Raw genomic sequence first — 21746 nt, 5'->3', positions numbered from 1 at the left:
CCCGGATTTCCGTCTCATCTTCGCTCCTTGAAGGGCTACGATGAGCCAGAAATCCTCCTCTATCCGTTAAGCCGAAATTGTCTCATTGGTGCTGAACCCGGACACAGACGTATGGCCGCCCTGCCTTGCCGTGCCACGTCGGCGGAAGGACGACCTGTCGACCGGGGCCGAGAAAGTCGACGCCACCGGTGACCGCTTGCCCCGACGCAAAGGCGATCTTCGAACTGGCGACCTCCTCCTCCACTCGGAAGAAACGCGCGAAGCCCTTCTGACCAAACCGATCGACCACCACGCCCGGCCGGTCATCGAAATGCGCGGCAATGGCAGCAATGATCTCCTGTTCGTGGATGACCGCTTTCTCACCGGCGGCGTCGATGCGCTGGAAGATCGCAAGCCTCAGCCCGGGCGGGTCTGGAACCGCATTCCCGACGACATCCGAGAAAATATCATCGACCTTGCGCTTGATGAGCCGGAGCTGTCACCGCGCGAACTGGCGGTGACGTTCACCGACACGCGAGGCTACTTCGTCTCGGAATCCTCGGTCTACCGCCTGCTCAAGGCGCAGGATCTGATCACCAGTCCAGCCTTCATCGTCATCAAGGCTGCCGATGAGTTCCATGACAAGACGACCGCGCCGAACCAGCTGTGGCAGACCGACTTCACCTATCTGAAGGTCATCGGCTGGGGCTGGTTCTATCTGTCGACCATCCTCGACGATTACTCGCGCTACATCATCGCCTGGAAGCTATGCACCACGATGAAGGCCGGGGATGTCACCGACACGCTGGAACTCGCCCTGCAGGCATCGGGTTGCGACAACGCCAAGGTGATGCAACGTCCACGGCTCTTGTCAGACAATGGTCCATGTTACGTCGCCGGCGAACTGGCCGATTGGCTCTCCGGCATTGGGATGGAGCACACCCGCGGTTCGCCTTGCCATCCCCAGACCCAGGGCAAGATCGAGCGATGGCACCAGACGTTGAAAAACCGCATCCTGCTCGAAAACCACTTCCTGCCGGGTGCTCTCGAAACGCAGATCGACGCCTTTGTCGATCATTACAATAACCGGCGCTACCACGAGAGCCTCGGCAATCTCACACCGGCCGACGTCTACTTCGGACGCAGCCAGACCATCCTGCAGACAAGAGAAAGGATCAAACGCGAAACTATCAATCAACGGCGCTTGCTGCATCGCAAGGCCGCCGCTTAGAATGAAATCCTGATGGGCCAGAGCCTCCACTAGATCAGGCCGCCGAACTGCTCAAAACCTCTGACGACGGACATATCTCGTTGGACCGTCTCGTCATCGCGGCGGTCACGGCGAGGGGGCTGACATTCATCTCGCGGTGATACTCCGAGAGGAAACCGATCAGGTCCTGGACACCCTGGATGCTTCCGATGTCGGTCAGGGTGTTTTGAACCTGGTGGTTCCCGATGCGGCCATCATGGGTCACCTTTCGGGACCAGCCGCCGATGAACGCCAGCATGCAAGCCGAGGCGCAGGACGAGCTTTCCCCCACATGCGTATCCAGCTTGAGTTTGCGAATAACGGTGCCGAGCATCACGCCGCCTGACAGGCTGCCGCCCGGGCTATGAAAGGTCACGCTGTGCGGCTGATAGCCGAGTGAATCGATCTGTCTCAGGAACGCTACGAATTGGTCTGGTGTCGATTGTGTGATCTCGCCGACTGCGGCGATGAAGATATCGGTGCGCATGCAGAACCGCATGGGTTCGTCGTAGGACAGGCGAGGCACTTCGCTGCACCTGACACCCGCTTCCGATGATGCTGCGGAAATGAGGCCGACGATTGCGACCGCGACAGACAGGATGAATGCGCCGACACGCCTCCAGCAATTCCTTGCGCAGCGCCACGCTGGCGTTGTCGGTATTCGACAGGAAGGTGTTCTTGATCACCACCGCCGCGCGTCCCCCGGCGCGAAGCTTTCGGATGAAGTGCTGCAGGAACAGGTAGGCCGTCTCGCCGGTGCGGATCGGGAAGTTTTGCTGCACCTCCCGCCGCTCGCCGCCGCCGAAGGGAGGATTGGCGAGAATGATGTCGTGGCGATCCTTCTCCTGAATGTCCATTACGTTCTCATTGAGCGTGTTGGAGTGGACAAGGTTCGGGGCTTCAATACCGTGCAGGACCATGTTCATGATCCCTATGATGTAGGCGAGGCCCTTCTTCTCCTGACCGTAGAAGGTACGCGTCTGCAGGGTCTCGAAGTCCGATGCGGAAAGGTTGTCACTGCGCATGTAGTCGTAGGCTTCACAGAGGAAGCCAGCGGAGCCGACCGCCCCGTCATAGACCGTCTCGCCGATCTTCGGATCGGTCACCTTGATCATCGCACGGATGAGCGGCCTCGGCGTGTAGTATTCCCCGCCGTTCCTCCCGGCGTTGCCCATGCGGCGGATGCGAGTCTCGTAGAGTTGCGACAGTTCGTGACGTTGTGCCTGGGTGTTGAAGGACAGCCCGTCGATCACTTCCAGCACATCGCGCAGGATGTAGCCCGAGCGGAACTTGTTGCGCAGCTCCGTGAAGACCTCACCGATCTTGTATTGGATCGTCTGGGGACCGGTGGCGGACTGACGGAAGGATGCCAGGTAGGGAAACAGGTCCTGGTCCACGAATTTTATCAGGTCGTCACCGACGAGGGCGGTGTCGTGATCGAACTCGCCGTCGCTGTTCTTGGGGGCCGCCCAGATGTCCCAGCGGTAGTCGTCCTCGATGATCGGCGTGTAGTCCTTCCCGTCCAGTTCCGCGCGGTCCTGCCGTTCTGTCTCAAGGTCGTGGAGGTACTTGAGGAACAGGACCCATGACGTCTGTTCGACATAATCCAGCTCGTTGCCGATGCCTTCCTCGGCGCGGAGGTCCCGTTCGATCTGGTTGAATGCGTTCTCGTACATGCGGTGAAGCCTTGATTATGGAATCGTGCAAGCTGTTCAATACCCAAGGAGAAACCTCATGGGCAATCCGGTCCCTTATTCATGCTGGTTTCTGACATCGTTGACTTCGCACTTCGCATATTCGTAGGCCTCTTCGGCGAACCGCGCGGCTCTTCGGGCCATCTCGTTGGCTTCCTGGACGTAGTCGTTGAGCTTGTCGATGTAGTTGTTTACGTCGTCGAAATAGGAGTCGATCTCCCAGTCGTCGCATGTGTGACTTCCTGAATACGAGTAATCACTCAGGCAGTAGGGGATCTCTGGCTTCTCATACGAACCTGGTGCATCAGGCGCTAACTCGTAGAAGGAAGGTTCGCTGCAGAACGCATGAGCTGGGCTTGGTGCCAAAGCGAACGAAAACGCGACAGCCCACCAACACGTCACCGCATGCCCCCCATGTTGCAGCCTGAGGTCTCATTGAATCACAGCAAGTTTTCGCTGTCACCAACCAAGCGTGCAGATACGAACCACAACCATTCATGGAACCGAGGAAAATGGACCAGACCACTTCACGAGCGCAGGTCGGAGCATTTTTCTGAAATCTCTGTGAAGCGGAATATGTATCTACGTATTCCCGTCTTCCCCCGTGGGGGCACCCTCGGGGCCTGAGGCTCGTCCCAGGCACACCAGCCGCAACCAAAAGCGGCACGTAATTCGGTACACGCTTGGCCGATTTGCCGTGTACCACCGGGGCCAAAAGCCTTGTATTTTGGGGATTTTGAGGGGTAAATGGTGCCCAGAAGAGGACTCGAACCTCCACGCCTTGCGGCACACGGACCTGAACCGTGCGCGTCTACCAATTCCGCCATCTGGGCACGGGTTTGGCTAGGCCGCACCGTTTAAGGTGCGCCGCGGGGCAAGTCAACGGCCTTGCGCGGCAGGAAAGCGGAATTCAGGCTGATTTTTCAGGCCGGATGACGCGATGGTCCTCAGGCCCGGTCAAAGCCGCGCGATACGCTCGGTGAGAAGCGCGAAAAAGCCGTCCGCGTCGATATCCCGGATCACATGCGCGTTCTTCGTCCGGCCCGTCACGCCCCACCAATCGACCACCGTCATGCCCATGGTCAGTTCGGAGCCGGTCTCGATCTCGACATTGCAGTCGCGACCGGAAAAAAGCTCCGGCGCGAGAAGCCAGGCGATGACGCAGGGGTCGTGCAGCGGTCCGCCGTCGGTGCCGTATTTGTCCTCGTCGAACCGTTCGAAGAAATCGATCAGGTCGGCCGCCGCATGCGTCACCGGCGTATCGTGCGCGCGCATCGCCGCGACACGCGCCTGCGTCGTCAGCGCCTTGTGGGTGCAATCGAGCGGGATCATCACGATCGGCACGCCCGATGCGAACACCGTCGCGGCGGCATGCGGATCGACATAGATGTTGAACTCGGCGGTCGGCGTCACGTTGCCGCCCTCGAAGAAACCGCCGCCCATCATCACGATCTCGCGGATCTTCGGCGCGATGTCCGGCGCGCGGATCAGCGCCAGCGCGATATTGGTGAGCGGCCCGAGCGTGCACAGCGTCACTTCGCCCGAGGCCCGTTCGCGCAGCGTCTCGACGATGAAATCGACGCCGTGCTGCGCCTGCAGCGCCATCACCGGCTCGGGCAGGTCCGGCCCGTCGAGGCCGGTCTTGCCGTGGACATATTCCGCCGTGACGAGATCGCGCAGCAGCGGCCGGGAGGAGCCGGCGAAAACCCTGGTTTCCGGCTTGCCGGCAAGTTCGCAGATCTTGCGCGTGTTCGTCTCGGTCAGCGCCAGCGGCACGTTGCCGGCGACGGCGGTGATGCCCAGCACGTCGAATTCGTCGCTGGCCAGCGCGAGCAGGATCGCCAGCGCGTCGTCCTGGCCCGGATCGGTGTCGATGATGATGGCGCGGCGGTCGGGCATGGTGGTCCTGTCGTGGCTTGCTTGCATTCCGGATTTCGCCGGACCATATCAGGAGCGGCGGCGAATGCCATCTCGGGTTCGCCGTGAGTGTCGCTTTGTGTGAAAGGACATGCCATGTCGCGCGTTCCGCCGTTTTCGAGCCCGCTGCTCGTCGGCTTCGAAACCATCGAGAAGTCTCTCGAACGTATCGCCAAGAATTCCGACGGCTATCCGCCCTACAATATCGAGCGCTGCCTGCGCGACGACACGGAAGTGCTGCGCATCACCCTGGCGGTGGCCGGCTTTTCGATCGACGATCTCGAGATCTCGACCGAGGAATCCCAACTTGTCGTGCGCGGCAAGCAGATCGACGACGCGCCGCGTGATTTCCTGCATCGCGGCATCGCTTCCCGCCAGTTCCAGAAGGCATTCCTGCTCGCCGACGGCATGCGCGTACTCGGCGCTGAACTCAAGAACGGCCTGCTCGCCATCGATCTCGATCGCCCGCAACCCGAACGGCAGGTCAAGAGGATCGCCATCTCCCAGCGCGACTGAGTGAGCCGCGTCTCACCTGAATGTGACAAAGCGTGTAGGGTGCCGCCGATTGACCTCGGCGCGCCTCTTCTTATGGTTTGCCGCACAGAACAATGCCACCGAGGGGCTGACCACATGAAGACCGTGCTCGCGGCGCTTGCCGCGCTGATCGCATCCACAGGACTGACCGCCGCCGCCGATATCGATGCCGCCGACTGGAGCGCCGTCCTCGACGACGCGCGCGGCGAAACGGTCTACTGGAACGCCTGGGGCGGCTCGGAATCGATCAACGCCTATATCGACTGGGTCGGCGGGGAGTTGCAGGAGCGCTTCGGTGTCAAGCTTGTCCATGTGAAGCTCGACGACACCGCCAATGCCGTGGCGACGGTCGTCACCGAGAAGGCCGCCGGCAAGGATGAGGACGGCACGATCGATCTCATCTGGATCAATGGCGAGAACTTCGCCTCCATGAAGCGCCAGGGCCTGCTCTACGGGCCGGGTTGGGCGGAACAGCTGCCGAACTGGTCCTATGTCGATATCGAGACCAAGCCGACCATCACGACGGATTTCACTATCCCGACTGAAGGCATGGAATCGCCCTGGGGCATGGCCAAGCTGGTCTTCTTCTACGACAGCGCACGCACCGACACGGCGGACCTGCCCGATTCCGCCGACGAATTGCTGGCCTGGACAAAGGAAAATCCCGGCCGCTTCTCCTATCCGCAACCGCCGGACTTCATCGGATCGAGTTTCCTGAAGCAGGTCCTTTCGGAAAAGATCGCCGATCCGTCGAAACTGCTCGAACCGGTGGACCCGGCCGAATTCGCCGACCTGACCAAGCCGCTCTTCGATTATCTCGATGCGCTCCATCCCAATCTCTGGCGCTCGGCCAAGGCGTTCCCGAAGGATTACCCTTCGATGAGCCAGTTGCTCGCCGATGGCGAACTCGACATCACTTTCGCCTTCAATCCGGCCGAAGCCTCCAGCGCGATTGCAAACGATCTTCTGCCGGACACAGTGCGGTCCTTCACCTTCTCCGGCGGCACGTTGTCGAACACCCATTTTGTGGCGATCCCCTATAACGCCGCCGCCAAGGCCGGCGCGCTGGTCACCGCCGATTTCCTGCTGTCGCCGCAAGCACAGGCCCGCAAGCAGGATCCCGATGTCTGGGGTGACCCGACAGTGCTCGCCATCGGCAAGCTCGATGACGATGACCGCGCCCGCTTCGAGACGCTCGATCTCGGTATCGCGACGCTCCGCCCCGAGGAACTCGGCCCGGCATTGCCCGAGCCGCATCCCTCCTGGATGGCGATGATCGAGGAAGAATGGGCGGCGCGCTACGGCGTCGCCAACTGATCGCCTGACGAAAGGGTCGGCGCGCCATGCTTCGCTTCGCGCCCGCGCTGGCCGTCGCCATTCTGTCGCTACCGGTCCTTGCCGGCCTGGCCGGCACGGTCATTCCTGCCTTCGGCTATCTGCCGGCGCTGGGCGGAACCGCGCTGACGCTCGATCCGTTTCGCGTCGTGCTCGGCCAGCCGGGATTGCTGCGCTCCTGTCTGATCGCGCTTTCATGCGGCGTCGTGACGGCGGCGGTTTCGACTGCGCTTGTCGCCGTCTTTGTCGGCGGCTGGTCGCAGACGCGAACCTTCCGCTTCATGCAGTCGCTGGTCTCGCCGCTCCTCGCGGTGCCGCACGCCGCCGCCGCGTTCGGCCTGGCCTTCATGATTGCGCCCTCCGGCTTTCTCGCCCGTCTCGTCTCGCCCTGGGCGACCGGTTGGACGCGCCCGCCGGACTGGCTGATCGTCAACGACACGTTCGGGCTGTCTCTGATGGCCGGGCTGATCGTGAAGGAAGTTCCCTTCCTGCTGCTGATGGTGCTGGCGGCCCTGCCGCAGGTTCCGGTAACCGCCTCGCGCCAATTGTCGGCGACGCTGGGCTACGGCCGGGTTTCGGGTTTCCTCCTCGTCACATGGCCGGCGATCTACCGGCAGATCCGCCTCGCGGTCTTCGCCGTCATCGCCTTCGCCAGTTCCGCGGTCGACGTGGCGGTCATTCTCGGTCCCACCACGCCCGCGCCTCTCCCGGTCCGTCTCGTCGAATGGATGAATGACCCCGATCTTTCGGCGCGTTTCATGGCGTCGGCCGGTGCGGTGCTGCAGCTCGGCGTGACGCTCGGCGCGTTGCTCATCTGGCTGGCCGTCGAAAAGCTCGGTGGCCTCATGCTGATGCGGCTCGCCGCGCGGGGGAAGCGTCTGCGCCGTGACGCAAGCGTGCGGCACCTGGCGCTCGCGCTGATGGGCCTGACGGCCGCCATCGTGTTCGGCGGGCTCGGCGTCCTCGCGCTCTGGTCCGTCTCCGGCCTTTGGCAATTCCCGAACGTCTTGCCCGACATGCTGTCGTTGCGAGGATGGGAGAAAACGCTGCCCCGTGTCGGCGGGCCGCTCATGACAACGGTCACGGTCGGGTTCGCCGCAACGGTCCTCTCCACGCTGATCGTCGTCGCCAGCCTCGCGCGCGAAGCCGAAACCGGGCGAACCGGCGGCAACCGGACGCTGTTCTTCCTCTACTTGCCGCTCCTTGTCCCGCAGGCGGGCTTCGTGTTCGGGCTCAAGCTGTTCATGGCGCATGGCGGCGTCGGCGCGACATGGACGGCGCTTGTCCTCGTGCATCTCGTCTTCGTGCTGCCCTATGTCTTCCTGTCGCTCTCCGCGCCCTGGCGCGCCTTCGACACACGCTACGAGGCGATTGCCGCCGGGCTCGGCAAGTCGCGCAGCGGGACATTCTTCGCCATTCGCCTGCCGATGCTGGCGCGCGCGGTTCTTGTCGCCATGGCGATCGGCTTCGCGGTCTCGGTCGGCCAGTATCTGCCGACGGTGCTGATCGGCGCCGGACGGCTTGTGACGATCACGACCGAGGCGGTCGCGCTCGGCGCGGGCGGAAACCGCCGCGTTATCGGCATCTATGCTTTTCTGCAGATGCTTCTGCCCTTCCTCGGCTTTGCCTTCGCGGCGCTGGTGCCGGCGTTGCTTTTCCGCAATCGCCGCGCCATGAAGGTCGCCTGAATCGATCCGGAGGTTTTCTTGCAGGACCCGTCAACAGCCGGCCTTCGCCTGGAAGGCGTTCGCATCGTCCTCGGCGAGCGCGAATTGCTGTCCATCGACCGGCACGTCATGCCGGGCGAGACGCTGACGGTCATGGGCCCGTCCGGCTCCGGAAAGTCGACCTTGCTGGCCTTTGTCGGCGGCTTCCTCGATCCGGTTTTCAAGGGGAGCGGACGCGTCCTCTGCGGCGGGCGCGACATCGCGCGACTGCCTGCGCAGGAGCGCCATGCCGGCATTCTGTTCCAGGACCCGCTCCTGTTTCCGCACATGTCCGTCGGCGGCAATCTGGTGTTCGCGATCCCCGAGGCGGTGACAGGCCGAACCGCGCGCCGCGAACTTGCCGAAGCCGCGCTGGCCGATATCGGCCTCGACGGCTTTTTCGAGCGCGATCCCGATACGCTGTCCGGCGGGCAGAAGGCGCGTGTGGCGCTCGCCCGCGTGCTGCTCGCGGAACCGAATTTCCTGCTTCTGGATGAGCCGTTCTCCAAGCTCGACATGCAATTGCGCGACCAGATCAGGGCCCTCGTTTTCGAGCGCGCGAAAAGTTCCCGCCTGCCGGTGATCCTCGTCACCCATGACGCCGCGGATGCGGCGGCGGCGGGCGGCGACGTCATCGAGATCGGATAGGCCGCATGCCGCGCCCCGTCCTTCCGGACCTGCCGGTTGCCGAGGTTCTCGCCTCGCTGAGATCGGCGCTGGCGAACACGCCCAACGCGGTTCTTGTCGCGCCGCCCGGCGCGGGCAAGACGACGCTTGTGCCGCTCGCCCTGCTCGACGAGGACTGGCTTGCCGGGCGCAAGATCGTCGTCCTCGAACCGCGCCGTCTTGCCGCCCGCGCCGCCGCGCGGCGCATGGCCCAGCTCCTCGGCGAAAAGGTCGGCGAGACCGTCGGCTACCGCATGCGGCTCGATACGCGGGTCGGCCCGAAGACACGCATCGAAGTCGTCACCGAGGGTGTCTTCCAGCGCATAATCACGGGCGATCCGGAACTCGACGGGATCGGCGCGATCCTGTTCGACGAGTTCCACGAGCGCAGCCTCGATGCCGATTTCGGCCTCGCGCTCGCCCTCGACGTGCAGGAGGGGCTGCGCGAGGATCTGCGCGTCCTCGTCATGTCGGCGACGCTGGATGGCGCGCGGGTGGCCGGCCTGCTGGGCGAAGCGCCAATTATCGAAAGCGAGGGCCGCGCATATCCCGTCGAGATCCGCCACGAAGACCGGCCGGGCACCGAGCGCGTGGAGCAGGCGGTTGCCCGCATCGTGCGTTCGACGATTGCCGGCGAGACCGGCAGCCTGTTGGTTTTCCTGCCGGGGCAGGGCGAGATCCGCCGCGTCGCCGAGGCGCTGGACGGCCGGCTTCCCGCAGACGTCTTCGTCGCGCCGCTCTACGGCATGATGGATATCACCGATCAGGACCGCGCGATCCGCCCGCCGGAGGCCGGAACGCGCAAGGTCGTGCTCGCGACCGCCATTGCCGAAACCTCCATCACCATCGACGGTGTGCGCGTCGTCATCGACTCCGGCCTCGCCCGCCGCCCGGTCTTCGATCCGGGCTCGGGCCTGACGCGGCTGGAGACCGGGCGCGTCAGCCAGGCGGGGGCCGCGCAGAGGGCCGGTCGCGCCGGCCGCACGGAGCCCGGTATCGCCATCCGCCTTTGGCGCGAGGAGCAAACGCGCGCGCTCGCCGCGTTCGATCCGCCCGAAATCCTCAATGCCGACCTGACGTCCCTGTTGCTCGACTGCCTTTCCTGGGGCGTCGCCGACCCGGCCGATCTTCGCTTGCTCGATCCCCCGCCGTCTCCCGCCCTGTCCGAGGCACGGACGCTGCTGACGATGCTCGGCGCGCTGGATGAACGGGGCGGAATGACCGCAAAAGGTCAGTCCATGCGCGAACTGGCGCTTCCCGCCCGTCTTGCCGCCATGGTCGCGTCGGCATCCGGTTCGCGTGACGCATGGCGGCGCATGCTGCTCGCTCTTCTTGTTACGGAACGCGGCGCGGGTGGACCCGGCGTCGATATCGGCCACCGCCTCGATGTCGCGATCCGCGCCAAGGCCCCGCAGATGTCGCGCCTGCGCGACATGGCGCGCCGCGCGGTCTCACCGCTCGGCCTGCCGGAAAACGATGTCGCCGCGACAGCCGGCGAGATGCTGCTGGACGCTTATCCAGATCGGCTCGCCAAATCGCGCGGCGGCGGCCGCCACGGAGCCTTTGTCATGGCGAACGGGCGCGGCGTCGCCATGGACGAGAGCGAGCCGCTGGCGGGCGCGGATTATGTCGTCGTCGCCGATGTGACGGGTGTCGCGCGCGAAGGCCGCATCACGGCGGCTGCTGCGGTCGACGAGGATGAGGTCCGCGCCGTGATGGGAGACCGGATCGAAACCGCCACGCAGGTCGAATTCGACCGTCAGAAGGGTGGGCTGACCGCACGCCGGGTGGAGCGTCTCGGCGCGGTCGTCCTGTCTCGCGCCACCCGCAAGGTGGAGCCCGGCGAAGCCGCGACCGCCGCGCTTCTGGACGGCGTTCGTGCGCACGGACTGGCGCTTCTGCCATGGTCGAAGGATGTCGCCCAGTTGCGCGCCCGGCTTGCCTGGCTTCATGCGCGTCTCGGCGCGCCATGGCCGGCGATGGACGATGCGGCGTTGCAGGACGATCTGGAAAACTGGCTTGCGCCCTTTCTGCAGGGCGCGGTGTCTCTGTCCGGTCTCGACGCGGGCATGCTGCGCGATGCCCTGATGCTGCGTGTACCGCCGGATGTGCAGCGTCAGGTCAACGACTTGGCGCCGCCGCGCTTCGAGGCGCCGACCGGCAGCCATATCATGCTCGACTATCCCGCCGACGGATCGGCGCCCGTCGTCGCGATCCGCGTGCAGGAGCTATTCGGCCTGAAAACCCACCCGTCGATTGCCGGCGGCGAGGTGCCGCTGACCTTCGAACTCCTGTCGCCGGCCCATAGGCCGATACAGCGCACCCAGGACCTGCCGGGCTTCTGGACCGGGTCATGGGCCGCCGTGCGCGCCGACCTGCGCGGGCGCTATCCGAAACATGTCTGGCCCGAGCATCCCGCCGCCGCCGAACCGACACGTCGCGCCAAGCCGCGCGGATGAGCCTTTCGCCTCGTACCATCATTTAAAAACGCAAATGCGCATCGTATATTCACCAAATGGAATATGATCTCGGCACCGGGATGGGCTACGGCAACCGTCGGTTGCGCCTGTCGACGATAACCAACACGCGCTGGCTTGCGACATTCGGCCAGCTCGCGGCCGTGACCTTCGTCGCCATCGTCCTGCAGTTCCAGTTGCCGATGATCGCCTGCGTATTCCTGATCGCGCTTGCCGCGATCCTGAATCTCGCCCTGACGCGGCTGTTTCCGGCCAACAAGCGTTTGCGCCCGGTCGGCGTCTTTGCGGTGCTCGTCTTCGATGTCGCGCAGCTGACCGGCTTGCTGGCGCTGACCGGCGGTCTGACCAACCCGTTCTGCATCCTGCTTGTCGTTCCGGTCATCATCTCGGCGACGACCCTGCCGCCCCGTTTCACCGCGATCCTGGCCGCGGTCACCATCGCGTTTGCGACGGCATTGGCCTTCGTTCATCTGCCGTTGCCTTGGTATCCCGGCACGGAACTCCAGATTCCGCTGGTCTTCGTCGCCGGCATGTGGGTCGCCGTGGTTTCGGCGCTGGTGTTCACGGCCTTCTATGTCTATCGGGTCGCCGAGGAGGCGCGCCGCCTTGCCGATGCGCTGGCGGCGACCGAACTCGTCCTGCAGCGCGAGCAGCACATCTCGGCGCTCGACGGCATGGCCGCCGCCGCCGCGCATGAACTGGGCACACCGCTTGCGACCATTTCTCTGGTCGCCAAGGAGATGGGGCGCGAACCCTTCGATCTGGAAAACCTGCGCGAGGATATTGCCCTGCTGCGCACCCAGGCGGATCGCTGCCGCGAGATCCTTCGGCGGCTGAGCACGCTGGGCGCCGGCGACGAGGAGCATCTGTCGCGCATGGCGCTGCGCACCATGATCGAGGAAGTCGTCGCGCCGCATCGCGAATTCGGCATCGAGATAACCACGCCCATCGAGAGCAAGGCCGGCACGGAACCCGTCTGCCGCCGCAACCCTGGCATCATCTACGGTCTTGGCAATCTGGTGGAAAACGCCGTCGACTTCGCAAAGGAAGTGGTCGAAATCCGCTTGTCATGGGACGAGCAGACGGTCCGGGTCCGCATCCTCGATGACGGGCCGGGCTTTCCGCCGGAGGTTCTCGACAATGTCGGCGAGCCGGATCTGCGGTTGTCGCGCTTGCCGAATCGGCCGCGCAACGGTGGCGGCGGTCTCGGACTCGGCATCTTCATCGCCAAGACGCTTTTGGAGCGTTCCGGTGCGAAAATTCGCTTCTCCAATGCGTTTTCCGGAGGAAAAGGCGCGGAAGTCGTCGTGGAGTGGCCGCGTTCGTCAATGCAGGACTCGGCTTGAGGCGGCAAAAACCATATATGAACAGGAAAACGGACAGGTGATGGGTATGGAAGAAACAAGCGAACTCGGCCCGGATACAAGCCTGCTGATCGTCGATGACGACCGGTTGTTCCTGCAGCGGCTCGCTCGCGCGATGGAGAGCCGCGGTTTCTCTGTTGCGACCTCCGAAACGGTTTCGGGCGGCCTCGCTGAAGTGAGGAAATCGCCGCCGGCCTATGCGGTCGTGGACATGCGTCTCGAGGACGGAAACGGCCTCGACGTGATCGAGGCGATCCGCACGAAACGTCCGGACGCGCGCGCCATCGTTCTGACCGGCTACGGCAACATCGCGACGGCGGTCAACGCGGTCAAGCTGGGCGCTGTCGACTACCTTGCGAAACCGGCCGATGCCGACGATGTCTATGCGGCGCTGACGGCCAGCCCCGGCGAGAAGGTGGCGCCGCCGGAAAACCCGATGTCGGCGGACCGGGTGCGATGGGAACATATCCAGCGCGTCTTCGAGATGTGCGACCGCAACGTGTCGGAAACGGCGCGCCGCCTGAACATGCACCGCCGCACGCTGCAGCGCATCCTGGCCAAACGCGCGCCGCGCTGACGGCGCGTTTCCATTCCGGCAGGTCTATTCGGGTAAGTCGATCCCCGCGAGTTCGGCGGCGTAGAGGCGCTGCGACGCGGCCTGGGCGATGCGCAGCGTCACCGCCTTGCGGCGCGCAGCGGCGAGCCGGTGTTCTGGCGCATCCCTGAGAAGCGCCGCGCCGTGCGTATCCGCGCGAATGAAGCCGCAATCGGGCGGGAATATCGCCTCGGGCACGTCTTCCAGCGTCGCGAAGAACAGCCGGTCGCAATAGTCCCGGTAGTCCGGCCATTTGCTGTCGGCCTTCATGTCCTCGATGGAGGACTTGATCTCCACGATCCAGATCGAGCCGTCCCTGAACAGGGCGATGATGTCGGCGCGCCGGCCGCTGGCAAGCGTCAGTTCCGGCAGATGCGCGGCCCCCATTTCCGCGAGCAGCAACTGCACGCCGCGCCGGATTCGCATGGCGCGGGCCGACTGGCGGCCATCCTCGAGCGGGTTCTTCGAATGCAGGTCGATAAGGGGCATTGTGCCAACCTGCCATGATTCGCCAAGCGGCGCATCCGCGTGTATTTTGGCTTTACAGGTGTGTGATGAATGTCACATCTTTATGTTCATGGTTAATCAATAATTGAGTCCTAGATGACAGGCTCGTGAGTCTGTACTAACAAGGTTGCCGGTGCGGAAGCTGGAACGCCGGTAGCGGCTTTTTGAGGGAGAAAGACATGCGGGGGTCACGCATTCTCATTGCCATCGCGGTGGCTGCAAGTGCGGCACTGGCTGGTTGCAGTACCATCAGCGACGCTGGTTCGAACCTGATGATCAACGCTTACACGTCGAAGGCTGACGGCGCCTATAAGCTGCCGGCGATCCCGACGAGCAAGATTTCGCGCAAGTATCGCCGCCAGATCGTGCGTTATCCGAGCAATGAAAAGCCGGGCACGATCATCGTCGATACCAATGCGAAGCATCTCTATTTCATCCTCGAGGACGACCGTGCGGTGCGCTACGGCATCGGCGTCGGTCGCGAGGGCTTTACGTGGTCCGGTACGGCGCGCGTTGCATACAAGCGCGCATGGCCGACCTGGACTCCGCCGGCCGCGATGATCAAGCGCCAGCCTGAACTCGCCAAGTACCGGGGCGGCATGGAGCCGGGCCTGATGAACCCGCTCGGTGCGCGCGCGCTCTATCTCTACAACAAGGGCGGCGATACCGGATATCGCTTGCACGGCTCGCCGGAATGGTGGTCCATCGGCAAGAATGTGTCGTCAGGCTGCATCCGCATGATCAACCAGGACGTTATCGATCTCTACAACCGTGCCGAACCGGGCGCGAAGGTGATCGTTCTCTGATCGGCAAGGCCGATACGAAATAAAAAAGCCGGGTTTCGAACCCGGCTTTTTCTTTGTCTTATGCTGTGTTTCGTCAGACGGCTTCGACACCCTGCACTTCGGGAATGAAGTGATGCAGAAGGTTCTGGATGCCGTGTTTGAGCGTCGCCGTCGAGGACGGACAGCCGGCGCAGGCGCCTTTCATGTGAAGGAAAACCGTGCCCTTGCGATATCCCTTGAAGGTGATGTCGCCGCCGTCCTGGGCGACAGCCGGGCGTACGCGGGTATCCAGCAGTTCCTTGATCGTGGCCACGATCGGCTCGTCGTCCGTTTCGTAGAATTCCTCTCCCGGCGCGGTTTCGATGCCGGTATTATCCGTCATCATGACCGGCGCGTCGGACATGAAATGCTCCATGATACCGGCGAGGATCGCGGGCTTCAGGTGATGCCACTCGAACCCGTCATCCTTCGTGACGGTGACGAAGTCGTAGCCGAAGAAGACGCCCGTGACGCCGTCGATCGAAAACAGCACGCCGGCCAGCGGCGATTGCGCCGATGCCTCGTCCGCGTCGCGGAAATCCGCGGTCCCGCTTTCGAGCACGACCTTGCCCGGCAGGAATTTCAGCGTGGCGGGATTGGGGGTCGCTTCGGTCTGGATGAACATCGTGTCGCTCCGGCGATCAGTTTGGAATGTTTCTAAAATAGGCCGAATGGTCGGCTATATCAAGCAAGTGACATGCGCCTTTTTCACGACGCGCGCCAAACGCGGTCAGGAAAGGCTCTCGATATCCTCGTCGCTGAGACTGTGCGGAACGACGGTCACGGGAATGGGGAATGCCGCGTTGCGCCCCGCGATCGACGAGACCAGCGGGCCGGGGCCTTCCTTGGCTTCGCCGGCGGCGAGCACGAGAATGCCGATATCCTGGTCTTCCTCGATCAATGCGTGGATCTGCTCCACCGGAACGCCCTCGCGAATGACGTTCTCCGCCTCGATACCCGCCTTCTCGCGCGCGAAGGCGGCGTGCTTGGCAAGCGTCGCTTCCGCCCTTTCCAGAGCTTCGGCGCGCATGACCTGTTCGACCCCCAGCCAATGCTGGAAGTCGCCCGGCTCGATGACATAGAGCAGGATCACGCCACCATTGGTCTTGAGCGCGCGCCGCGCGGCATAGAGGACCGCCCGCTCGCATTCGGGCGTGTCGTCGATCACCGCCATGAACTTGCGGTGATGGCCGGTTTCGTTGATCAGTCGTCTTGTTACCATGGCCGATAAATGGCACGCCGCCGCGACCGCTTCAAGCGCCGAGATTTTGGCGCATCATGCGGTGCGCGAAAGCCTGCCGCGTAACCTCAGGCGGAAAGCCCGACGATCCGCCTGATATCCACCATGGTCTTTTCCGCGAGCACGGAGGCGCGTTCCCCGCCATCGGCCAGAACCGCGTCGATATGTCCGGGATCGGCCAGCAGGCGGCGCATTTCATCGGCGATCGGGCTCAGCTTTTCGACCGCCAGATCGGCAAGCGCCGGCTTGAAGGTCGAGAATTGCTGGCCGCCGAAATCCTTCAGAACCGCGTCCATGCTCGTCCCGGTCAATGCCGCGTAGATATTGACCAGATTCTCCGCCTCGGGCCGGCCTTCGAAACCGCCGCTGTCGCTCGGCAGCGCCTCGGGGTCCGTCTTGGCCTTGCGAATCTTCTTGGCGATATCGTCGGACGTGTCGGTCAAATTGATGCGCGACAGGTCGGAGGGGTCGGATTTCGACATTTTCTTGGTGCCGTCGCGCAGGCTCATGATGCGCGTCGCCGGTCCCTCGATCAGCGGTTCGGTGATCGGCAGGTAGCCATTGACGGTTTCGTCGCCGACCTCGACCGGTATGCCGATTCCCAGTTCGCCGATCCGTTCGGAATAGTCGTTGTTGAACTTCTGGGCGATGTCGCGCGCCAGTTCCAGGTGCTGTTTCTGGTCGTCGCCGACCGGAACATGGGTCGCGCGATAGACCAGAATGTCCGCCGCCATCAGGTTCGGATAGGCGAACAGGCCGACCGAAGCGTTCTCGCGGTCCTTGCCGGCCTTTTCCTTGAACTGGGTCATCCGGCTCAGCCAGCCCATGCGCGCCACGCAATTGAAGATCCAGGCCAGTTCGGCGTGCTGGTGGACGCGGCTCTGGTTGAACACGATGTGCTTTACGGGGTCGATGCCCGAGGCGAGATACGCCGCCGCGATCGAACGCGTGCCGTTGATCAGTTCGGCCGGGGACGGATTGACGGTCAGCGCGTGAAGATCGACGACGCAATAGATGCAGTCATACTTGTCCTGCAGCGCGACGAATTTCCGGATCGCGCCGAGATAGTTGCCGAGTGTCAGGTTGCCGGTCGGCTGCACGCCCGAAAAGACGAGGGGTTCGAAGCTGCTCATGATCGTGATCCCGAAGCTGGTGGAGGGCCCCGTTGCAGATCAGAACCGTCTGCATGGGTATCTTGCGGCGCGCTTATGGCAGGCGCCGGCCAATCCTTCAAGTGGGTGTCAGCCGCCTGCCTCGGGCGTGCGGTCCCGCCGGATCGTGCGGGCCAGCATCGAGCGGTCGACCGCCCCGGTCACGATCGCCAGTCCGAAATAGACAATCATAGAGACGGCGATCAGCAGCACCGCGATCCCCGCGCGAACGAGGATGCCGGAAATGAAGAAACGCTCCTGCATGACGGCCCACGAGCCGAGCAGCACCATGCTCATCGCGGCCGTGCAGACCAGCACGAGCCCGATGCGGCGAAGCGTCTCCGGCGCGGGCCGGAAATGATCCCGCCGCCACAGCGCCCATCCGAGAAGGCCGGCATTGGCCCAGCCGGCGAGGCTTGTCGCCGCGGCGATGCCGACATGGCCAAGCGAGGGAAACAGCGCGATGCTGCCGCCGGCATTGATCACCAGCGAGACGAGCGAGAACCACATCGGCGTCTTCATGTCCTCGCGCGCGAAATAGGCCGGCTGCAGCACCTTGATCAGCACGAAGGAGGGCAGGCCGATGGCGAAGGCGGCCAGCGCGCTTGCCGCGGCCTGTGTCGTTTCGGGGGCAAACGCGCCGCGTTCGTAGATGACGGCGATGAAAGGCACCGGCGTCAGCGCGAGCGCCACCGCCGCCGGCACGGTCAGCGCCAGCCCGAATTCCAGGCTACGGTTTTGCAGCGTCAGCGCGGTCCGTGTCTCGCCGGCGCCGAGCGCGCGCGCCAGTTCCGGCAGCAGCACCACGCCGATAGCAATGCCGATCATCCCGAGCGGCAGCTGGTAGATGCGGTCGGCATAATTGAGCAGCGCGATCGCGCCGTCCTGCTGCGACGCGATGATCTGGCCGATGACGAGGTTGATCTGCACGATCCCGCCGGTCAGCGCCGCCGGCGCGGCGAGGGCGAGAAGACGCCGCACCTGCGGCGTCAGCCTTGGCCGTTGCGGCGCGAAGCGGAAACCGAGCCGAACGAGCCCGTAGACCAGCAGTCCCAGCTGGAGAAGTCCGGCGATTGCGACGCCGATGGCAAGCCCCACGCCGATATTCGGGCCGTCCCAGCCCTGGTAGAGAGCCACCAGCAGCACGCCGATGAGAACGACGTTGAGCAGCACCGGTGCCAGCGCCGCGAGGAAATACCGCCGAAACGAGTTGAGGATGCCCGACAGCATTGCGACCAGCGACATCGCGGCCAGATAGGGGAACATGATGCGCGCCAAAAGCACGGTCAGGTCGAACTTGTCAGGCGAGTCGCGGAAGCCTGCCGCGATCACCGTCGCGGTCAGGAATGGCATGAAAACCAGCGCCACCGCCGTGAATGCCAGCAACACGAGCGCGAGCACGGAGAAGACCTCGCCGGCGAACCGCGCCGCGGTGTCCTTGCCGCCGGTTTCCAGCTCCTTCGCGAAGATCGGAACGAAGGCGGAGTTGAAGGCCCCTTCGGCGAACAGGCGCCTGAACAGGTTCGGAAAGCGCAGCGCCGCGTAGAAGGCGTCGGCAACCGGGCCAGCGCCAAGCGCCGCGGCGATCAGCGCCTCGCGCGCGAAGCCGAGAACCCGGCTCGCCGCAGTCGCGCTGCCGACGCCGAGAAACTTGCCGAAAAGGCTCATTGCCTAGCTCGCCTTTCTGGAGCCGGACTTCGCCAGTCCGGGGCTGACCTGCACGACAGGGTTGTCGTCGCCACGCCCCATCAGCACGTCCGTCAGCACCTTGCGGATGCGCTTCTGGCGCACCGGGTCGGTGATCTTGTGGCCGGTCAGGTCGGTGACGTAGAACGTGTCGACCACCTTCTCGCCAAACGTGGTGATATGCGCCGAGCGGATGTCGAGCGTCAGGTCGGACAGCGCGCCGGTAATCTCCGACAGGATGCCCGGACGGTCCAGCCCCTCCACTTCGATCACCGAGAAACGGTTCGACAGCGTGTTCTTGATCGCCACCGCTGGTTCGATCTGGAAGGCTTTCAGCCCGCGCCGCGGCTTCATCTTGTGGGCCAGCATGTTGGGCACGTATTCGCGGCCCGCCAGCACGTCCTCGATCACCTTGCCGATCCGCGAGGCCCGGCGATATTCGTCGCCGTCGTCGGTGAATTCGCGGTTGATCAGGATCGTGTCGAGCGCCCAGCCGTCGCGCGTGGTGAAGACATGGGCGCCGTCGATCTTCGCGCCCGCGCTCGAACAGGCAGCCGCGATGATCGACAGGAGGCGCGGATGGTCGGGGGCCAGAACCGTGACTTCCGTGATCGCCTGGAACTGGCTTGTGAAGACTGAGGTCGCGAGTTTCTTGTCCTCCGCCATCGCCTTGCGGATGAACGCCGCATGCTCCACCTGGTCCTCGATATCGACGGTCAGCAGGTAGTTGTCGTAGTGCTGGTCGACATAGGCCTGGCGTTCCTTTTTCGGCCAGTCGGAAAGGCTTTCCAGCAGGTGCTCGCGCGCGATTGCCGCGCGTTGCCTGCGATTGATCTCCGAAACGCCGCCCCTTAGCGCCAGTTCGGTCTCAGAATAGAGCGTGCGCAGCAATTGCCCTTTCCAGCCGTTCCATACACCGGGGCCCACCGCGCGAATGTCGCACACCGTCAGGATGACCAGGAGCTTGAGCCGCAGCACCGTCTGCACCGTCGCGACAAAATCCTCGATCGTCTTGCGGTCGGAGAGATCGCGTGATTGTGCGACCGTGCTCATCGTCAGATGGTCGCGGATCAGCCAGGCGATGAGTTCGGTCTCGGCCGCCGTGAAGCCGAGCCTCGGGCACAGCTTCTCCGCCACTTCCGCGCCGGCGATCGAATGGTCCTTGGGCCGCCCCTTCGCGATGTCGTGCAGGAAGAGCGCCGTGTAAAGGATGCGCCGGTAATCCTCGAGGTCCGGCAGCAGCGAGGAGGCGAGCGGGTGGTCCTCCTCGAGCGACCCGCTCTCGATCTTCGACAAGACGTCGACCGAGCGTATCAGGTGCTCGTCCACCGTGAAGTGGTGGTACATGTTGAACTGCATCATCGCCACGACCTTGCCGAAATCGGGAATGAAGCGGCCGAGAACGCCGGCCTCGTTCATGCGCCTGAGGTTCAGCGCCGGATCGCGGCGCGAGGTCAGGATGTCCATGAAAAGCCGGTTGGCTTCGGGATCGGTCCGCAGCGCCTTTCGGATCAGCTTGAGCGACCGGCGGGTCAGTTGCAGGGCGTCGGGATGGAAATCCAGCTCGTCACGGTCGGCGAACCAGAACATGCGGATGATGTTGACCGGGTCCTTCTCGAACACGTCGTCGCCGGCGACATTGATGCGCTTGTTCTCGACGACGAAATCCTCGGTGCCGCGGATCTTTCGGCTGCGTCTGGAAAACGGAAGCGTTTGCAGCAGCCGGTTGAAGCCGGGTGCATTCTTGACCTCTTCCTCCTCGAGCGCCGCGCAGAAAATGCGCGTCAGGTCGCCGACATCCTTGGCGATCAGGAAGTAGTGCTTCATGAAGCGCTCGACGTCCTTCAGGCCCGGATGGCTCTTGTAGCCGAGCCGGTCAGCCAGGCTGCGCTGAACCTCGAAGCCGAGGCGTTCCTCCGCCTTGCCGGTCAGGAAATGCAGGTGGCAGCGCACCGCCCACAGGAAGTCCTCGCATTTGACGAAGAGATTGTATTCGGCCCGGCTCAGCACGCCCTTGCGGACGAGATCGGAGCGGTTGGACAGGCGGTAGAAATATTTCGCGATCCAGAACAGCGTCTGCAGGTCGCGCAATCCGCCCTTGCCGTCCTTGATGTTCGGCTCGACGAGGTAGCGTGTCTCGCCCATGCGCTTGTGACGCGAGTCGCGTTCGGCGAGCTTCGCCTGGATGAAGCCTGACGCCGTGTTCTGCACCACATCGGTGTCGAAACGCGTGTTAAGCTCGTCGTAGAGGGCCTTCTCGCCATAGAGATAGCGCATGTCGAGAATGGCGGTGCAGATGGTCGTGTCCGTCTTGGACAGGCGCACGCACTCGTCGATCGATCGCGTCGCGTGCCCGACTGTCAGGCCGAGATCCCACAGCATGTAGAGAATGTATTCCGCAAGCTGCTCGCCGAGCGGGGTCTGCTTGTAGGGCAGCACGAAAAGCAGGTCGATATCGGAGCCGGGCGCCAGCGTGGCGCGGCCGTAACCGCCGACCGCGACCAGTGCCAGCCGCTCGCCGGCCGACAGGTTGTTGACCTTGAACACCTTGTCGATGGCGAAATCGTAGATCGCGCGGATCATCACATCCATGTCGTCGGACAGGCGCTGCGCGCAGGCGATGCCGCTGCCGTCCTCGAACAGTTGTTTTTCCGCTTCCTGCCGGCTCGCGGCCAGCACGGTTTTCAGATGCGCGAGCACGTCGCCGCGAACAGTATGCGGTGCGCCGTCGCCGCCCATGCGGTCGGCGATCGCGATCAGGTCGGATCGAAGCGTTTCGAGGTCGAGTGCGGGCTGGGGGGAGGTATCGACTGCCGTCATTT

Annotated in this window: 17 protein-coding genes, 1 tRNA gene and 1 pseudogene; 9 read left to right on the top strand and 10 right to left on the bottom strand. The window is 63.8% G+C overall.

From position 1 onward, the window contains the following. Nucleotides 1–349: 349 nt before the first annotated feature. A pseudogene (locus tag ACQK2M_RS24480) lies at nucleotides 350–1210 on the top strand (IS3 family transposase); the annotation flags it as partial. Nucleotides 1211–1244: 34 nt separating this feature from the next. Here the strand turns inward: ACQK2M_RS24480 and ACQK2M_RS24475 are convergent. From ACQK2M_RS24475 to ACQK2M_RS24460, 4 genes are all read right to left on the bottom strand, one after another. Next, on the bottom strand, nucleotides 1245–1604 hold the full coding sequence (locus ACQK2M_RS24475) for a hypothetical protein (protein ID WP_425419959.1): 360 nt from the start codon (nucleotides 1602–1604) through the stop codon (nucleotides 1245–1247). Further along, entirely contained in the window at nucleotides 1591–2904 is a 1314-nt protein-coding gene (locus tag ACQK2M_RS24470; protein ID WP_425419958.1) for an N-6 DNA methylase, read from the bottom strand. The genes ACQK2M_RS24475 and ACQK2M_RS24470 overlap by 14 nt, the downstream gene beginning before the upstream one ends. A 766-nt stretch (nucleotides 2905–3670) precedes the next feature. Then, nucleotides 3671–3755 (bottom strand) — tRNA-Leu (locus ACQK2M_RS24465). A 124-nt stretch (nucleotides 3756–3879) separates the two neighbouring features. Beyond that, a complete protein-coding gene (locus ACQK2M_RS24460) occupies nucleotides 3880–4821 on the bottom strand; it encodes a nucleoside hydrolase (protein WP_425420128.1) in 942 nt (313 codons plus the stop codon). Between the two features lie 114 nt (nucleotides 4822–4935). Here ACQK2M_RS24460 and ACQK2M_RS24455 point away from each other — a divergent pair, with 114 nt between their 5' ends. From ACQK2M_RS24455 to ACQK2M_RS24425, 7 genes are all read left to right on the top strand, one after another. Then, nucleotides 4936–5355 (top strand): Hsp20 family protein, encoded by a 420-nt coding sequence (locus tag ACQK2M_RS24455; RefSeq protein WP_425419957.1) that lies wholly within the window; start codon nucleotides 4936–4938, stop codon nucleotides 5353–5355. A gap of 114 nt (nucleotides 5356–5469) precedes the next feature. Next, on the top strand, nucleotides 5470–6690 hold the full coding sequence (locus tag ACQK2M_RS24450) for an ABC transporter substrate-binding protein (protein ID WP_425419956.1): 1221 nt from the start codon (nucleotides 5470–5472) through the stop codon (nucleotides 6688–6690). 26 nt (nucleotides 6691–6716) lie between these two features. Beyond that, nucleotides 6717–8396: an ABC transporter permease gene (locus ACQK2M_RS24445; RefSeq protein ID WP_425419955.1), complete on the top strand. Its 1680-nt coding sequence runs from the start codon at nucleotides 6717–6719 to the stop codon at nucleotides 8394–8396. 18 nt (nucleotides 8397–8414) lie between these two features. Next, entirely contained in the window at nucleotides 8415–9062 is a 648-nt protein-coding gene (locus ACQK2M_RS24440) for an ATP-binding cassette domain-containing protein (protein WP_425419954.1), read from the top strand. A 5-nt stretch (nucleotides 9063–9067) separates the two neighbouring features. Next, nucleotides 9068–11539: an ATP-dependent helicase HrpB gene (gene hrpB, locus ACQK2M_RS24435; protein ID WP_425419953.1), complete on the top strand. Its 2472-nt coding sequence runs from the start codon at nucleotides 9068–9070 to the stop codon at nucleotides 11537–11539. A gap of 56 nt (nucleotides 11540–11595) precedes the next feature. Then, complete coding sequence (locus tag ACQK2M_RS24430) at nucleotides 11596–12903, top strand: ActS/PrrB/RegB family redox-sensitive histidine kinase (protein ID WP_425419952.1); 1308 nt, start codon at nucleotides 11596–11598, stop codon at nucleotides 12901–12903. Nucleotides 12904–12949: 46 nt separating this feature from the next. Next, complete coding sequence (locus ACQK2M_RS24425) at nucleotides 12950–13498, top strand: ActR/PrrA/RegA family redox response regulator transcription factor (RefSeq protein WP_223479189.1); 549 nt, start codon at nucleotides 12950–12952, stop codon at nucleotides 13496–13498. Nucleotides 13499–13522: 24 nt separating this feature from the next. On the opposite strand, the gene ACQK2M_RS24420 is transcribed toward ACQK2M_RS24425, so the two are convergent. Continuing rightward, on the bottom strand, nucleotides 13523–14005 hold the full coding sequence (locus tag ACQK2M_RS24420) for an MmcB family DNA repair protein (RefSeq protein WP_425419951.1): 483 nt from the start codon (nucleotides 14003–14005) through the stop codon (nucleotides 13523–13525). 197 nt (nucleotides 14006–14202) lie between these two features. Here ACQK2M_RS24420 and ACQK2M_RS24415 point away from each other — a divergent pair, with 197 nt between their 5' ends. After that, nucleotides 14203–14829, top strand: a complete 627-nt coding sequence (locus tag ACQK2M_RS24415; protein WP_223479187.1) for a L,D-transpeptidase — start codon at nucleotides 14203–14205, stop codon at nucleotides 14827–14829. A gap of 73 nt (nucleotides 14830–14902) precedes the next feature. Here ACQK2M_RS24415 and ACQK2M_RS24410 read toward each other — a convergent pair whose 3' ends face one another. The 5 genes from ACQK2M_RS24410 to ACQK2M_RS24390 form a co-directional block, all read right to left on the bottom strand. Continuing rightward, entirely contained in the window at nucleotides 14903–15472 is a 570-nt protein-coding gene (locus tag ACQK2M_RS24410) for a NifU family protein (protein WP_223479186.1), read from the bottom strand. Nucleotides 15473–15577: 105 nt separating this feature from the next. Continuing rightward, the gene (locus ACQK2M_RS24405) at nucleotides 15578–16069 is read right to left on the bottom strand and encodes a universal stress protein (RefSeq protein WP_223479185.1); all 492 of its coding nucleotides are present in this window, start codon (nucleotides 16067–16069) and stop codon (nucleotides 15578–15580) included. 86 nt (nucleotides 16070–16155) lie between these two features. Then, on the bottom strand, nucleotides 16156–17220 hold the full coding sequence (trpS, locus tag ACQK2M_RS24400) for a tryptophan--tRNA ligase (RefSeq protein ID WP_425419950.1): 1065 nt from the start codon (nucleotides 17218–17220) through the stop codon (nucleotides 16156–16158). A 108-nt stretch (nucleotides 17221–17328) separates the two neighbouring features. After that, the gene (gene murJ / locus ACQK2M_RS24395) at nucleotides 17329–18906 is read right to left on the bottom strand and encodes a murein biosynthesis integral membrane protein MurJ (RefSeq protein WP_425419949.1); all 1578 of its coding nucleotides are present in this window, start codon (nucleotides 18904–18906) and stop codon (nucleotides 17329–17331) included. A 3-nt stretch (nucleotides 18907–18909) separates the two neighbouring features. Then, complete coding sequence (locus ACQK2M_RS24390) at nucleotides 18910–21744, bottom strand: [protein-PII] uridylyltransferase (RefSeq protein WP_425419948.1); 2835 nt, start codon at nucleotides 21742–21744, stop codon at nucleotides 18910–18912. Nucleotides 21745–21746 lie beyond the last annotated feature (2 nt).

This window comes from Oricola indica, from assembly GCF_965227485.1.
GTDB classification, from domain to species: domain Bacteria; phylum Pseudomonadota; class Alphaproteobacteria; order Rhizobiales; family Rhizobiaceae; genus Oricola; species Oricola indica.
This window is presented reverse-complemented; position numbering and strand designations above follow the sequence as displayed.

What these genes read in the sequence shown, in the direction of transcription:
- ACQK2M_RS24470 (WP_425419958.1), bottom strand. Translation starts at nt 2,904, where the DNA reads ATGTACGAGAACGCATTCAACCAGATCGAACGGGACCTCCGCGCCGAG.
- ACQK2M_RS24460 (WP_425420128.1), bottom strand. Translation starts at nt 4,821, where the DNA reads ATGCCCGACCGCCGCGCCATCATCATCGACACCGATCCGGGCCAGGAC.
- ACQK2M_RS24455 (WP_425419957.1), top strand. Translation starts at nt 4,936, where the DNA reads ATGTCGCGCGTTCCGCCGTTTTCGAGCCCGCTGCTCGTCGGCTTCGAA.
- ACQK2M_RS24450 (WP_425419956.1), top strand. Translation starts at nt 5,470, where the DNA reads ATGAAGACCGTGCTCGCGGCGCTTGCCGCGCTGATCGCATCCACAGGA.
- ACQK2M_RS24445 (WP_425419955.1), top strand. Translation starts at nt 6,717, where the DNA reads ATGCTTCGCTTCGCGCCCGCGCTGGCCGTCGCCATTCTGTCGCTACCG.
- hrpB (WP_425419953.1), top strand. Translation starts at nt 9,068, where the DNA reads ATGCCGCGCCCCGTCCTTCCGGACCTGCCGGTTGCCGAGGTTCTCGCC.
- ACQK2M_RS24430 (WP_425419952.1), top strand. Translation starts at nt 11,596, where the DNA reads ATGGAATATGATCTCGGCACCGGGATGGGCTACGGCAACCGTCGGTTG.
- ACQK2M_RS24425 (WP_223479189.1), top strand. Translation starts at nt 12,950, where the DNA reads ATGGAAGAAACAAGCGAACTCGGCCCGGATACAAGCCTGCTGATCGTC.
- ACQK2M_RS24420 (WP_425419951.1), bottom strand. Translation starts at nt 14,005, where the DNA reads ATGCCCCTTATCGACCTGCATTCGAAGAACCCGCTCGAGGATGGCCGC.
- ACQK2M_RS24415 (WP_223479187.1), top strand. Translation starts at nt 14,203, where the DNA reads ATGCGGGGGTCACGCATTCTCATTGCCATCGCGGTGGCTGCAAGTGCG.
- ACQK2M_RS24410 (WP_223479186.1), bottom strand. Translation starts at nt 15,472, where the DNA reads ATGTTCATCCAGACCGAAGCGACCCCCAATCCCGCCACGCTGAAATTC.
- ACQK2M_RS24405 (WP_223479185.1), bottom strand. Translation starts at nt 16,069, where the DNA reads ATGGTAACAAGACGACTGATCAACGAAACCGGCCATCACCGCAAGTTC.
- trpS (WP_425419950.1), bottom strand. Translation starts at nt 17,220, where the DNA reads ATGAGCAGCTTCGAACCCCTCGTCTTTTCGGGCGTGCAGCCGACCGGC.
- murJ (WP_425419949.1), bottom strand. Translation starts at nt 18,906, where the DNA reads ATGAGCCTTTTCGGCAAGTTTCTCGGCGTCGGCAGCGCGACTGCGGCG.
- ACQK2M_RS24390 (WP_425419948.1), bottom strand. Translation starts at nt 21,744, where the DNA reads ATGACGGCAGTCGATACCTCCCCCCAGCCCGCACTCGACCTCGAAACG.